This window comes from Microbulbifer sp. YPW16 (assembly GCF_021290385.1).
Lineage (GTDB): Bacteria > Pseudomonadota > Gammaproteobacteria > Pseudomonadales > Cellvibrionaceae > Microbulbifer > Microbulbifer zhoushanensis.
In genome coordinates this window covers 2,912,722-2,926,211 of the sequence record NZ_CP089928.1, presented here as the reverse complement: position 1 = coordinate 2,926,211, position 13,490 = coordinate 2,912,722, and the positions used below count along the sequence as shown (strand labels likewise).

Sequence of the window (13,490 nt, the reverse complement as noted above, 5' to 3'; positions counted from 1 at the left end):
ATTATCCCCTCCAGCGCCAATTGCACCGCCTAGAAACCGCCGCCCAGGGCCAGCATAAAGAGGTCCGGTGGCAGTTGCTGGCCGTTTACCCGCAGGTCACCGCGATTGACCTCCAGGAGCATCTGCAGCTCATCACCCTCCTGCAGCAACAGGCCGTATTCCCGCAACGCGATGGCCTGCCCCACCAGCGGCGACTGCATCAATGCCTGCTCGGCGGAAGTGAACGTCATGGTCCCCACCAGCGGCTGCAGCCACTGGCCGGGGGCCTGCTTTGCCGGCCGCATCCCCGCCGGCATGCCACGCCAGTCCATATCCAGGTCCATCAGCATGGGACCATTGGCCGACTGGATTGCCGCCTGTTGCTGGAGCTGCAATGGCCTGCGCATGATCTCGGGCCAGTCGCGCTCTGCCGCGGGCACCAGCAACAGGGCATGGAGGAAATGCCCCAGGTCCGCCAGCGCAATATCCGGCAGGGTTACCTGCTGCTGCAAGGATGAGACCGGGGTGGCAGACTGGACCTGTGGCACCTGTAGATCGGAGTGGACTTCGAGGTTCCCGGTATCGAGCCGCCGGGCCCGCAGCGCCAGCGTAGCCTCACGGATTTCCACCGGGCCGGCATCGGAGTCGGCCTTCAGTTCCGGCAGCGACAGGGACAATTCCCCGGATTCGCCCGGGATAAAGCTGAAGCGACCAGTCACTGCAGCGGACGAAAACTTGTCCAGCGCGAACTGGCGACGCTGCACAGCGCCGATCTCCAGCGTACCGGCGACCGCAGTGCCGGCATAATCGCTCTCGACCACGATTTCGGCCCCGCCGAAACTCAGCTCACCGCCGCTGTCGCTGCGGGTGAAGGGCTCCAGCCTGAGCACATTGCGGACCCTGTTGTCGGCACCCACCAGTGATTCCAGCACCGCCGGGCTATGGTCGAGGCGCCCGTAAATTTTTTCCAGCTGGGTCCGCAGCGCCGGTGCCAGTTGTTCCACCGACAGGCGGGTCTCGCTGTAGAGCAGGCCCACCCGCGGGCCTGCAGCCGTAAACACCACCGGGCCGTGCTGGATCTCGCTGCGCAGTCGGGTGTCACCGTCACGACCACTGACCCGTGTGCCCGCCTCGGCTCCGAACCAGCCCCGCTGGTAGCCGGTGTTATCGGCCCCCTGCAGGCGCGCGAACTGCTGCTGCCACTGCTGCTCCACCTGAGGACCGATAAATCCGGGGGCGGCGAGGGCAACAACAACCAGCAGGAACGTGAGGGCGAGGAGGGAAATCTTCAGCAGTTTCATCGGCATTGCAGTTTCGGTGACTTTGCGCCGATGTTAGCAGATTCTGTATGGCAGGGGCCGCCCGAAGGGGCTCAGGCAGCCCCCGGGCGGTGGGGATCAGCCAGTGATGGCCCGGGCAACACGGGAGTTACTCTCGCGGCCCAGCTCGGCGGAGATGAAGTTTCCGGCCGCAACCAGCTTGTGCAGGTCGACCCCGGTGTCGATATCCAGGCCATTGAGCATATAGAGCACATCCTCGCTGGCCACATTGCCAGAGGCACCGCGGGCATAGGGACAGCCTCCCAGCCCGGCCACGGCCGAATCCACCACCGTCACCCCGGCCTGCAACGCCGCATAGATGTTTGCCAGCGCCTGGCCGTAGGTATCGTGGAAGTGCACCGCCAGTTTTTCCATGGGCACGCACGCGGCCACCGTCTCGACCATTTTGCGTGCGGCCTCCGGGGTGCCGACGCCGATGGTGTCACCCAGTGAAATCTCGTAACAGCCCATCTGCAGCAGCGCGGCGCTCACCTCGGCTACCTTTTCCGGAGCGATATCGCCCTCGTAGGGGCAGCCCAGCACACAGGACACGTAGCCGCGCACCCGGATACCGTCAGCGCGCGCCTGCTCCAGCAGCGGGCGAAAGCGCTCCAGGCTCTCGGCGATGGAGCAATTGATATTCTTCTGCGTAAACGACTCGGACGCGGCACCGAACACCGCCACCTCGTCGGCGCGGGCCTGCAGGGCCCGCTCGTAGCCCTTCATGTTTGGGGTCAGCGCGCTGTAAGTAATTCCGGGGCGGCGCTCGATCGCAGCCAGAACTTCCTCACTGGCGGCCATCTGCGGCACCCATTTCGGGCTGACAAAACTGCCCGCCTCAATCACCGGCAGGCCGGCGGCGCTGAGACGGTCCACCAGCGCCACCCGCGTGGCCACGGAAATTTCCTGTTTTTCATTCTGCAGGCCATCGCGCGGGCCCACCTCAACCATTTTTACTTTTGCTGGCAGCGACACGCTTATTCCTCCGCGACAAAATCAATCAACAGGCTGCCGCCGTCCACCAGTTCCCCGGCGGCACAGAAATACTGCTGCAGGGTACCGGCAGCCGGCGCGCGCAGGGTGTGCTCCATTTTCATTGCCTCCATCACCAGCAGCGGTTGATCCTTTTCCACCGCACTACCGGGTTCCACCAGCAGGGAGACAATGGTGCCGTTCATGGGCGCTTCCAGTCCCAGCGCATGTTCGCCGCCCTCACCGATATCCGGCGGCAGCAGGCGGTACTCTACCTGCCCGCCATCGAAGAAGACCGAGCCGCCCTCCACGGTATCCACACTGGTCAGTGTCACGCGGCGGCCGTCCGGCAATGAAATATCTTCGCCGGGTAACAGGCGCAGTTCGCCGTCCAGGTCTTCCGCATCGTCGGCGGAGCATTGCCATTGCAACCGGTCACCCACCACCGAGAAACTGAGCTGTGCGTGCAGGCCGTGGTAGTCGACCACATGGTTGCGCTGGCTGGTCAGGTTGCTGCGCCAGTTATCCCCGGCATGCCATGGCGAATACTGGTCCCCGGCCGGTGCCCGCCCACGCATCTCGCGCACTTCGCGGCGATGGATCGCCACCGCCATAGCTGCGCACTTGAGCGGCGTGAGGCTCCGCTGCGGCTGCAATACCTCATCGGCATGGTCGTCGATAAAGTGGGTGGTGACACGACCTTCGGCAAAGTCCGGCTGGTTGATCACCCGGCGCAGGAATTCAATGTTGTGGCGCACCCCGGCGATCTGGTATTCCCCCAGCGCGCGGTCCAGCTTCGCCAGGGCTTCGCGGCGATTGCGGCCATGGCAGATCAGCTTGGCGATCATCGGGTCGTAATGCACGCTGATTTCATCGCCGTCACGCACACCGGTATCCACGCGCACGGAATCGGTCTCGCTCGGCGGGCGATGACGCAGCAGCGTGCCGGTAGCCGGCAGGAAATCGCTGTCCGGATCCTCGGCATAAATCCGCACTTCCATGGCGTGGCCATCGATCTGCAGGTCGTCCTGCTCCAGGGGCAGTGGCTCGCCCGCGGCCACTGCCAGCTGCCAGGCCACCAGGTCCTGGCCGCTGATCATCTCGGTCACCGGGTGCTCAACCTGCAGGCGGGTATTCATTTCCATGAAATAGAAGTCGCCGCTGGCATCGAGCAGGAATTCCACCGTGCCGGCACCCACATACCCGATGGCATGGGCCGCGCGCAGGGCCGCCTCACCCATTTCACGACGCAGGTCCTCGTCCAGGCCCGGCGCCGGCGCTTCCTCCACCACCTTCTGGTGGCGGCGCTGCACGGAACAGTCGCGCTCGAACAGGTAGACACCATTTTCCTGCCCATCACAGAAAACCTGGATTTCCACATGGCGCGGGCTCAGAACATAGCGCTCCACCAGCATCAGGTCGTCCCCGAAGGCGTTCTGGGCCTCGCGCTTGGCCGCTTCCAGCGCGTCATGGAAGTCCTTCGCACTGTCCACCCGGCGCATGCCCTTGCCGCCGCCGCCGGCCGCCGCTTTCAGCAGCACCGGGTAACCGATACGCTCGGCGTGTTCGGCCAGGGTCCCGGCATCCTGGTCGTTGCCGTGGTAGCCGGGCACCAGCGGGACATTGGCTTCCTCCATAATCCGCTTGGCCGCGGACTTGGAGCCCATCGCTTCGATGGCAGAAGCCGGCGGCCCGACAAAAATAATGTCCGCCTCGGCGCAGGCACGGCAGAACACGGCATTCTCGGACAGGAAACCGTAACCCGGGTGAATGGCATCGGCGCCAGTCTGCCGGGCGGCCCCGATTACCTTGTCGATATCCAGGTAGGATTCCCGTGCCGGGGCCGGCCCCAGGCGCACCGCCTCGTCGGCCAACTGCACATGCAATGCGTTGGCGTCGGCATCGGAATACACGGCCACAGTCGCCACACCCAGGCGACGGGCAGTGCGGATTACGCGGCAGGCGATCTCGCCGCGATTGGCAATCAACAGTTTGCGAATCATGCTTTGCTCTTCATTCACTGTGGCCGCCGGCTATCGGCCCGGCAGCCTGTCTTGCTGTTAAAGGGCGCTCAGTCGCTGCCTTTCATCCACTCCGGGGCACGCTTGTCGAGGAACGCCTGCAGGCCCTCCTGCCCCTCCGGGGAAACGCGCACCGCGGCGATCAGGGCACTGGTCTGACCCTGCAACTCCTCGTTCACCACGCGGTTGGACATGGACATCGCCAGCTGCTTGGCCATCGCCACAGCGCGGGGGCCATTGTCGGTGATCGCGTTGACCAGCTTCTGCACGGTCAGGTCCAGCTCGCCCTCGGGGCAGACCTCGGATACCAGGCCGATCTCCCGCGCACGTTCGGCGGAGAAACGTTCGGCGGTGACAAAGTAGCGGCGCGCCTGGCGCGCACCGATGGCGTTGATCACGTAAGGGCTGATGGTGGCCGGCAACAGGCCGATCTTGACCTCGGACAGGGAGAAGCTGGCACGCTCGCTCGCCACAGCGATATCGCAGCAGCTCACCAGCCCCACGGCACCGCCGAAAGCTGCGCCCTGGACGCGGGCGATGGTGGGCGCGGGGAAGTTATCCAGCCTGTACAGCATCGCCGCCAGGCCCGCGGCATCGCGGCGGTTGTCCTCCTCGGAATAGTTCGCCATGCGCTTCATCCAGTTGAGGTCGGCACCGGCGGAAAAGCTTTTGCCCTCCGAAGCCAGCACCAGCGCGCGTACCCCGGGCTGCTGCGACAGGCGGTCGAAAGTTTCGCCCAGCTGGTGGATGAGGTCATCGTCGAAGGCGTTGTGAATTTCCGGTCTGTTGAGGGTAACCGTAGCCACACCTTCGCTGTCGACTTCGCTCAGCAGCTTGTCACTCATAATCGGGTCCTTGTCTTCGGGCGTGTTTCAATTTCTTGCAGGAGCAGCCACCGGCCGCCCCATTTACATCCGGAATACGCCGAACTTGGTCTCTTCCGGCTCGCGATGGGTTGCGGCAGCCAGGCACAGGCCGAGAACACGCCGGGTATCCGCAGGGTCGATCACCCCATCGTCCCACAACCGGGCGGATGCATAATAGGGATGCCCCTGGTGTTCGTAGTCATCGACGATCGGCTGCCGGAATGCCTGCTCCTCATCGGCGCTCCATTGCTCGCCGCGGGCCTCCATCTGGTCGCGCTTGACCTGGGCCAGCACCCCGGCCGCCTGCTCACCGCCCATCACCGAAATACGGGCGTTGGGCCACATGAACAGGAAATTGGGGTCGTAAGCGCGGCCGCACATGCCGTAATTGCCGGCACCGAAAGAGCCGCCGATCAGGATGGTGATCTTCGGCACCCTGGCAGTGGCAACCGCGGTCACCATCTTGGCACCGTGCTTGGCGATGCCGCCAGCCTCGTACTGCTTGCCTACCATAAAGCCGGTGATGTTCTGCAGGAATACCAGCGGGATATTGCGCTGGGCGCACAGCTCAATAAAGTGCGCGCCTTTCTGGGCGCTTTCGGCGAACAGGATGCCGTTGTTGGCGACGATACCCACCGGGTAGCCATGTATACGGGCAAAGCCGGTCACCAGGGTGGTACCGTACAGGGCCTTGAACTCATCGAACTCGGAACCATCCACCACGCGCGCGATAATTTCGCGCACGTCGTAGGGCTGGCGCGAGTCGGCGGGAACCACACCGTAGATTTCCTCCGGCGGGTAAATTGGCTCCACCGGGCGCTGCACATCCAGGCCCGGTTGCTTCATGCGGTTGAGGCGGCTGACCGAGCGGCGTGCCAGCTCCAGCGCATGCACGTCATTGTTGGCATAGTGGTCGGACACACCGGAGGTCCTGCAGTGCACCTCGGCCCCACCCAGCTCCTCGGCCGAGACCACTTCCCCGGTTGCGGCTTTCACCAGCGGCGGGCCGGCCAGGAAAATGGTGGCCTGCTCTTTTACCATGATCGACTCGTCCGCCATCGCCGGCACGTAGGCGCCGCCAGCGGTACAGCTGCCCATCACCACGGCAATCTGCGGAATATTTTTCGCCGACAGGTTGGCCTGGTTGAAGAAGATACGGCCAAAGTGCTCGCGGTCCGGGAAGACATCATCCTGGCGCGGCAGGTTGGCACCGCCGGAATCCACCAGGTAAATACACGGCAGGTTATTCTGTTCGGCGATGGCCTGGGCCCGCAGGTGTTTTTTCACCGTCAGGGGGTAATAGGTCCCCCCCTTTACCGTGGCGTCGTTGGCGACAATCACACATGGCTGGCCGGACACTGTGCCGATCCCGGTGATGATACCGGCCGCCGGCACTTCCTCGCCGTAAACATCGTGGGCGGCGAGCTGGGAAAACTCCAGGAAAGGGCAGCCCGGGTCCAGCAGCGCGTCAATGCGATCCCGCGGCAACAGCTTGCCGCGGGCCAGGTGTTTTTCCCGAGCGCGCTCACCGCCGCCCCGGGCAATGGTTTCCACTTTGTCGCGCAGGTCCGCGACCAGTTTTTCCATCTGCTCGCGGTTTGCCGTGAAAGCCCCGTCGCGGGTGTTAATTTTGCTCTGTAGCTGGTTCATAAACTCTGATTCGCCTTTGCAGGTAAACCTTGTCTGGGCTGTAGGGGCGGCCCGGGGCCGCTCCTACGACAATTTTGCGGTGGTGACCGGTCAGCGGGTCTCGTTAAACAGCTCGCGGCCGATCAGCATGCGGCGCACCTCTGAGGTGCCGGCGCCGATCTCGTACAGCTTGGCGTCGCGCAGCAGGCGTCCGGTGGCGTACTCATTGATATAGCCATTGCCGCCCAGGGTCTGGATTGCCTGCAGGGCCATCTGGGTAGCGCGCTCGGCGGTAAACAGGATCACCGCAGCAGCATCCTTGCGCGAGTCTTCACCGCGATCACAGGCTTGCGCCACCGCATACAGGTAGGAGCGGCTGGCGTTGAGGTCGGCGTACATGTCGGCGAGCTTGCCCTGCATCAGCTGGAACTCGCCGATCGCCTTGCCAAACTGCTTGCGTTCGTGCACATAGGGCACCACGACATCCAGGCAGGCCTGCATGATGCCCACCGGGCCGCCGGAGAGAATAGTGCGTTCGTAGTCGAGGCCGCTCATCAATACCCGCACGCCGCCGTTCAGCTCGCCGAGGATATTTTCTTCCGGCACTTCACAGTCCTCGAATACCAGCTCACAGGTGTTCGAGCCACGCATGCCCAGCTTGTCGAGTTTCTGCGCCTGGGAGAATCCCTTGAAGCCGCGCTCGACGATAAAAGCGGTGATGCCACCGGAACTGATGCCCGGTTCGGTGCGCGCATAGATCACGTAGGTATCGGCATCGGGACCGTTGGTGATCCACATCTTGTTGCCATTGAGGATAAAGCGATCGCCTTTCTTCTCCGCGCGCAACTGCAGGCTGACCACGTCAGAACCGGAGTTGGGCTCGCTCATGGCCAGGGCGCCGACATGTTCGCCGGAACAGAGCTTGGGCAGGTATTTCGCCTTCTGCTCGCGGGTACCGTTCTTGCGGATCTGGTTGACGCAGAGGTTGGAGTGGGCCCCGTAGGACAGGCCAACGGAAGCCGAGGCGCGGGAGATCTCCTCCATCGCCACCGCATGGGCCAGGTAACCCATGTTGGAGCCACCGAATTCCTCCTCGACGGTCATCCCCAGCAGGCCCAGCTCGCCAAACTTTTTCCACATGTCGGCCGGGAACAGGTTGTCCTCGTCGATCTGTGCCGCCCGTGGCGCCAGTTCTGCCTGGCAGAACTTGTAGACCATATCGCGCAGCATATCGATCTCTTCGCCGAGGCCGAAGTTGAGGGTGCGGTAGGCGGTATTCATAGCGACTCCGTGTATCTGTCTCTCATCAGTGTTCTCTGGTTTTTGCCAGCGAGGCCCGGGTACGGGCCTCCGCTTCGTCCAGTTCGCCCATCAGGCTCTGGATATCGCGCAGCTGTTGCTGCAGCTGCGCGCGTTTCTGTTTGATGTGTTGCAGCAGTCGCTGCAGCTGTTCGACATTGCCGTGTTCGGGGTCGTACATGTCGATGATTTCGCGGCTCTCATCCAGGGAGAAACCCAGTCGCTTGCCGCGCAGGATCAGCATCAGCCGTACCCGGTCCTCGGGGCGGTAGACACGGGTCTGGCCGCGGCGGGCCGGGCTGATCAGGCCCTTGTCCTCGTAAAAGCGGATGGCGCGGGTAGTGATACCGAACTCGCGGGCCAGGTCGGAAATGCTGTAACTGCTGGGTTCGGCACCCGCCACGGATTCCGTTTCGGGTTTGCTCTGCTCGGACTTCATAGTGGCTTCCTGAAAGAGTGTCAGGAGCCTAGCAGAGGTTTACGTTAACGTAAACGTAAAGGGAGGAGGTAAAACCGACCCAGGCAGATCCGCCAGTCACACTGGCGGGCCGGGCGGTAAGGAAAAGAGGAATCAGGCGCCCTGCAGTTGCCGCAGTTGGCTGTCCAGCAGCTTCTGGTAGGTGTCATCCAGGCCGGTAACCGCGGCACCCCAACTGGCGGAGTGCACCGCGATGCGCCCTTTCAGGGACGGTGCCTCGAGCAGGTCATCGTGCAAGGCCAGGTCGCGGGCCTGGCCCAGCAACGGCTCACCGCCGAAATCCGCCGGCTCCAGCGCTGCCGGCACCACAGCGGTGGCCAGCTGCAGGCCACTGGAGCGGCCGCCGGCCTGTAACTCGCGCAGCAACAGGCCACAGCAAACGGCCCGGAAAGCGGCATCGTCACCGCAGAAGCCCAGTCCCTGCTGGGGACCGGCATGCTTCAGCGGCCGCGCATCGTAGATCCTGCCCAGCAGGGCCAGGCGTTCCCGCAGCTCATCCTGCAATCGCTCCAGCGCCGAGCGGCTCAACTGGTTACCCAGCTGGCTCCAGTTCAGCGGGCGCAGGTAGAGTCCCACCAGGACCTCCGGCTCCGGTTGCGGCGCCGGGCGGGCCGCCACCACCGGCGTGCGCCGGGCCGCCAGGCTGCCGACCGCCAGGGCCGCCGCCGCACTGACCGGCAGCGCGAACACCAGGCTCAGTAACAGGCTTGCCCAGGGGTAGCGCACGCCCTCGCCCGGCTGCAGGTGGACAATCACGTTGCCGGCGATACTGTCGTGCAACACCACTGGTGCGCTGACGGTCTCCCCACTATCCAGGTCGCCCCCCTGCGCCAGCGCGCTGGACTCCACGTCCTGGATCGCGATCCCGGAGATCACCGGCATTTCCAGCATATTCCTGGCCAGCAGCTGCAGGCTGATGCGATCACCAGCGACGATACTCTCGAGGCTCTGGCTGGCCACGAAGGCCGCGGCCACCTCCGCGGTGACCCGGTCGCGGGCGATCGCCGCGTCGCGCTGGCCGGCATAGTAGTTGCTGAGCGCCACCGCGCAGAAACAGGCCAGCACCAGCCAGATACCGGCGGCAATCAGCTGCTGGCGGAGGTGCCGCGGCATCCCGGCGTAAACTCGCTGGATTTCTTTTTTCAGGGCATTCATGGATAGGGCGCGTATTCTTGGGTTTATCACGTTGCCGTGGATTTTAGCGAATAAAGTCCCGGGGGCTATAATGCCCGCCCCGCAAAAACCAAAACACGGAAGGGCACTATGGGCGCAACGCCAGACTACCGGGAATTCCGGCTCCCCCTGGAAACACTGATGGAACCTGCAACGGACTGCCCATTGCACTACCTGGATTACCAGGGCGGCGCAGCGCGGGTCGGGATCGGGTACCGGGACACCCCACCCTTCGACGCCAGCCCGTCGGACACTGTCGCGATGCCCGACACCGCCGCCGCGGTCACGGCCCCCTGGTGCGTCACCCTGCTCTCGCCTGCGGCGACCCTGGAGCAACTGCGCGCCCTGCTGGGATTTTTCCGCGAGCAGGGCTGGGCCCTGCAGGCCGCAGACACCCTGTCGCGAGCGCGGGAGCGCACGGTGATCCGCTTCCAGTTGCAGGCGGAACTGGAATTCAACCCGGCGCGGCACGCCTGCCTGCAACTGGCGGAAAGGCTTGGCGTGGACCTGGTGCTGCAGGCCGGCGTTACCCAACAGCCACCGCGACTGGCCGGCTTCGACATGGACTCGACCCTGATCGACGCCGAGGTAATCGACGAGCTGGCCCGGATCACCGGCATTGGCGATCGCGTGGCTGCCATTACCGAGGCTGCCATGCGGGGAGAACTGGATTTCCGCCAGAGTTTCAAAAAGCGCATGGCCCTGCTACAGGGTTTCTCCGAGCAGCGCCTGGCTGACATCGCCCCGCAGCTGCCGATCAAGGAGGGCGCGCGCGAACTGCTGCAGGCCCTGCGGGCCCTGGGCTGCAAGACGGCAATCCTCTCTGGTGGGTTTACCTATTTCGCACACTACCTGCAGCGGGAAAAGCTGGCGGTGGATTTCGTCCACGCCAATGAGCTGGAGTTCGCCGACGGTGTACTCACCGGGGAAGTCATCGAACCGATCGTGGACGGCCAGCGAAAGCGTATCCTGCTGGAGCAGATGGCCGCGGAACATGGCCTGGCACTGGAGAGTGTGATTGCAGTGGGAGACGGGGCCAACGATATCCCCATGCTGAACCTGGGGGCACTGGGCATCGCGATTCACCCCAAACCCAAGGTGCGCCTGGAAGCCCCCCAGGCCATCACCCATTTCGGGCTCGATGCGGCTCTTTACCTGTTTGGCCTCAACGACCAACAGATTGCCCTGCTGCAGGCCGACTGAACTGCAGCAGTGAGCTGCCGCTACGAATCAGCTGACGGCGAAGGCGTGCGGGAAAGGCAATGACGGTGGCTTGCCGCGCTCGAAGCACGCCTGCTCACTGCAGCCGGCAAAGGCCAACAATGCGAATAAACCAAAAATTTTTAACCAGCGCATCGTCCCGCGGCTCCTGTGTGTTTCTGCCTGAATCGCTCGTCCGTGAACGGGCCCGGATAGCCGGGGGAACAGGCCAAAAATAATCCGTCCCGACCACCATATCTGACCACTTTACTGTACTTCCGGTTTCCGCGGGTAGCCGCCCGGATGCCAAGGTGGCAGCTGATTCTACAACTCTTTCAATCGCTGTGAACCCCTGCGCGGATGGGCGGTGCCCGGCCGGGCATTGGCAGGTTACCGGTGTCCGCGTTACCGGCACTGGTGACTGAGGTTCCCGGCCGGGCACCGCGGGTGGCGGGCCAGCCGGGATCGCGGCTGTTACTGGGCGTCGTCGCCGTAAATGATGCGGCTGTTCACCTTGACTGTCAGCGGGTGATAGCCGGGCTTGGCCTCTTCAAAAATCTCCGCCGCCATTTCCTGCTTGCCGCTCTCCACCAGGTTGCGATACAGCGGGCGCAGGAACTTATTGCGACCGATTTCGGTGAGGAAGCTCTCCAGGCGCCCGAAGGCGGGCTGGTAGTCGTTGCGCACGGCAATCATCAGCCAGCTGAAAGCGATCTCGTTGTTTGTTGACTCGGTCAGGTTGAAGGCGCTGTCCAGCTCCTCCAGCTGCTCGTCACTGAGCTCTTCCGGCATACCATCGAGGAAATACTTCCACTGGTGATAGGTCCACTCCCCGGTATCGATGTCCTTCGCGGCGATCTCGCCGTCCAGCCACTGCTGGCGCACCGGGTCGATCTTGCTGAAGGCATCGGACTGCGGCTGCGGCGCACCCTCGGGGATGCCCGGTTCAAAAATCCACTCGCGGATCCGCGCCTCATCGAGCTTGTCCGGGTACTGCTTGAGCAGGGTCTGCTGCAGGTACTCGATAAAGTCCTCAGTGGTGATGCTCTCGAACGCGAAGTTGTTGAAGTACTCCAGCAGGAACTGGTCAAACGCCTCGCGGCCAATCTTCTGTTCCAGCTCATACAGGAACAGGGAGCCCTTCTCATAGGGGATATTGGAAAACACCTTGTCCGGGTCGCGACCACGCAGGTCGATGGCCATGATCTCGTCGCGGCTGTCCAGGTCTTCCAGGTCCGCCTGCAGGTCGTCATAGCCCAGCGCCATCTCCATACGATAGCGCTGGTCACCGTAGATATTCTGCATGATGCGGTTGGTCAGGTATGTGGTGAAACCCTCGTTCAGCCACAGGTCGCGCCAGCTGGCATTGGTCACCAGGTTGCCGGACCAGGAGTGCGCCAGCTCGTGAGCAATCAGGGCCACCAGGCTCTTGTCGCCGGCGATCACGGTCGGGGTAATAAAGCTCAGGCGCGGGTTCTCCATGCCGCCGAAGGGGAAACTGGGTGGCAGGATCAAGAGGTCGTAGCGGTCCCAGCGATAGGGGCCATAGGCCTCTTCGGTCGCCTCGAGCATGGACTCGGTATCCTCAAATTCCGCTGCGGCGGAATCGAGCAGCTCCGGCTCGGCATAGACGCCGGTGCGCTCGCCCATGGGCTTGAACTCCAGGTCGCCCACGGCCAGCGCCAGCAGGTAAGACGGGATCGGCTGCGGCATTTCAAACTCGTAAACGCCGTCTTTCTCCGTCTTTGGGTCATTGTTCGCACTCATCACCGCCAGCAGCTCTTCCGGCGTGCGGATGGTGGCGTTGTAGGTGATGCGCACCTGCGGTGAATCCTGCAGCGGCACGAAGCTGCGCGCGTGAATGGCCTGCGCCTGGGTAAACAGGAACGGGTGTTCACCGCCGGCGGTCTGCTGCGGCTCCAGCCATTGGACACCGGAAGCGGCCGGCGAGGTCTGGTAGCGGATGGCGACACGGGTGGCTTTCTTGGGCAGCTGGATGTTCAGCGGCGTCCCCAGGTCCGGGTCGGTTTTACCCATGGAGAACTCTACCGGCTTCAGTTCCCCGCCGTGGCCGGCGCGCACCGCCTCAACCTTGATGTCGCGGGTATCCAGCACCATCGGCGGATTCTTTTGCGTCAGGCGCTTGAAGTCGAGTACCGCTTCGCCCTCGAGTACCTTGCGGTCAAAATCCACCGTCAGGTCGAGGTCCAGGTGCCGTACACGGTAGTCACCGGTGTTGGCGAAAGAGTGATAGTCCACACCCGATTCCGGCGCCTGGGCACTCCCCTGGTCCTCCGCGGCGGGCGCTGCATCGGCACCATTCGCGGTAGGCTGGGTTGCTTCGACCTCGGGTTTTGCGGGCTCGCCCGCCGCGCCGTCGGATTCCGGTTTGGAGCAGCCGCTCGCAAGGACGAGGGCGCTGCAGAGCAAACTGCTACAGAGTATGCGGGGCAACATAGATGACTCCAGGTCAATTCTGCTTATTGGTGCTGTAAGGGAAAATCCGGCAAAGCATACCCAAATGACTGCCCGCCGGGAAATCTGTGTCCTGCGG

Annotated in this window: 11 protein-coding genes; 1 reads left to right on the top strand and 10 read right to left on the bottom strand. The window is 63.5% G+C overall.

Annotation, left to right across the window (positions count from 1 at the left end; all coding sequences use genetic code 11):
- Window positions 1-29: 29 nt before the first annotated feature.
- From LVE68_RS12585 to LVE68_RS12550, 8 genes are all read right to left on the bottom strand, one after another.
- The gene (locus LVE68_RS12585; protein ID WP_232940754.1) at window positions 30-1,286 is read right to left on the bottom strand and encodes a DUF945 family protein; all 1,257 of its coding nucleotides are present in this window, start codon (window positions 1,284-1,286) and stop codon (window positions 30-32) included.
- A gap of 90 nt (window positions 1,287-1,376) precedes the next feature.
- Complete coding sequence (locus LVE68_RS12580; RefSeq protein WP_232940753.1) at window positions 1,377-2,273, bottom strand: hydroxymethylglutaryl-CoA lyase; 897 nt, start codon at window positions 2,271-2,273, stop codon at window positions 1,377-1,379.
- Window positions 2,274-2,275: 2 nt separating this feature from the next.
- Entirely contained in the window at window positions 2,276-4,273 is a 1,998-nt protein-coding gene (locus tag LVE68_RS12575) for an acetyl/propionyl/methylcrotonyl-CoA carboxylase subunit alpha (protein ID WP_232940752.1), read from the bottom strand.
- A 68-nt stretch (window positions 4,274-4,341) separates the two neighbouring features.
- Window positions 4,342-5,136 (bottom strand): enoyl-CoA hydratase/isomerase family protein, encoded by a 795-nt coding sequence (locus tag LVE68_RS12570; RefSeq protein WP_232940751.1) that lies wholly within the window; start codon window positions 5,134-5,136, stop codon window positions 4,342-4,344.
- Between the two features lie 63 nt (window positions 5,137-5,199).
- A complete protein-coding gene (locus tag LVE68_RS12565) occupies window positions 5,200-6,807 on the bottom strand; it encodes a carboxyl transferase domain-containing protein (RefSeq protein ID WP_232940750.1) in 1,608 nt (535 codons plus the stop codon).
- 90 nt (window positions 6,808-6,897) lie between these two features.
- Window positions 6,898-8,067, bottom strand: coding sequence for an isovaleryl-CoA dehydrogenase (locus LVE68_RS12560; RefSeq protein ID WP_232940749.1), 1,170 nt, complete (start codon window positions 8,065-8,067; stop codon window positions 6,898-6,900).
- A 25-nt stretch (window positions 8,068-8,092) separates the two neighbouring features.
- Entirely contained in the window at window positions 8,093-8,524 is a 432-nt protein-coding gene (locus tag LVE68_RS12555) for a MerR family transcriptional regulator (protein WP_232940748.1), read from the bottom strand.
- Between the two features lie 132 nt (window positions 8,525-8,656).
- Window positions 8,657-9,718, bottom strand: a complete 1,062-nt coding sequence (locus LVE68_RS12550) for a hypothetical protein (RefSeq protein ID WP_232940747.1) — start codon at window positions 9,716-9,718, stop codon at window positions 8,657-8,659.
- 108 nt (window positions 9,719-9,826) lie between these two features.
- On the opposite strand from LVE68_RS12550, the gene serB reads away from it, so the two are divergent.
- The gene (gene serB / locus LVE68_RS12545) at window positions 9,827-10,939 is read left to right on the top strand and encodes a phosphoserine phosphatase SerB (protein WP_232940746.1); all 1,113 of its coding nucleotides are present in this window, start codon (window positions 9,827-9,829) and stop codon (window positions 10,937-10,939) included.
- Between the two features lie 27 nt (window positions 10,940-10,966).
- On the opposite strand, the gene LVE68_RS18175 is transcribed toward serB, so the two are convergent.
- The gene (locus tag LVE68_RS18175) at window positions 10,967-11,092 is read right to left on the bottom strand and encodes a hypothetical protein (protein WP_255701128.1); all 126 of its coding nucleotides are present in this window, start codon (window positions 11,090-11,092) and stop codon (window positions 10,967-10,969) included.
- Between the two features lie 318 nt (window positions 11,093-11,410).
- Window positions 11,411-13,393 carry a M1 family metallopeptidase gene (locus tag LVE68_RS12540; protein ID WP_232940745.1) on the bottom strand — a complete coding sequence of 661 codons (1,983 nt, stop codon included), beginning with the start codon at window positions 13,391-13,393 and terminating at the stop codon, window positions 11,411-11,413.
- Window positions 13,394-13,490: the final 97 nt, after the last annotated feature.

Bases quoted from the DNA above. Each gene is read 5' to 3' on its own strand.
- LVE68_RS12585 (WP_232940754.1), bottom strand. From the start codon at position 1,286: ATGCCGATGAAACTGCTGAAGATTTCCCTCCTCGCCCTCACGTTCCTG.
- LVE68_RS12575 (WP_232940752.1), bottom strand. From the start codon at position 4,273: ATGATTCGCAAACTGTTGATTGCCAATCGCGGCGAGATCGCCTGCCGC.
- LVE68_RS12570 (WP_232940751.1), bottom strand. From the start codon at position 5,136: ATGAGTGACAAGCTGCTGAGCGAAGTCGACAGCGAAGGTGTGGCTACG.
- LVE68_RS12565 (WP_232940750.1), bottom strand. From the start codon at position 6,807: ATGAACCAGCTACAGAGCAAAATTAACACCCGCGACGGGGCTTTCACG.
- LVE68_RS12560 (WP_232940749.1), bottom strand. From the start codon at position 8,067: ATGAATACCGCCTACCGCACCCTCAACTTCGGCCTCGGCGAAGAGATC.
- LVE68_RS12555 (WP_232940748.1), bottom strand. From the start codon at position 8,524: ATGAAGTCCGAGCAGAGCAAACCCGAAACGGAATCCGTGGCGGGTGCC.
- LVE68_RS12550 (WP_232940747.1), bottom strand. From the start codon at position 9,718: ATGAATGCCCTGAAAAAAGAAATCCAGCGAGTTTACGCCGGGATGCCG.
- serB (WP_232940746.1), top strand. From the start codon at position 9,827: ATGGGCGCAACGCCAGACTACCGGGAATTCCGGCTCCCCCTGGAAACA.
- LVE68_RS18175 (WP_255701128.1), bottom strand. From the start codon at position 11,092: ATGCGCTGGTTAAAAATTTTTGGTTTATTCGCATTGTTGGCCTTTGCC.
- LVE68_RS12540 (WP_232940745.1), bottom strand. From the start codon at position 13,393: ATGTTGCCCCGCATACTCTGTAGCAGTTTGCTCTGCAGCGCCCTCGTC.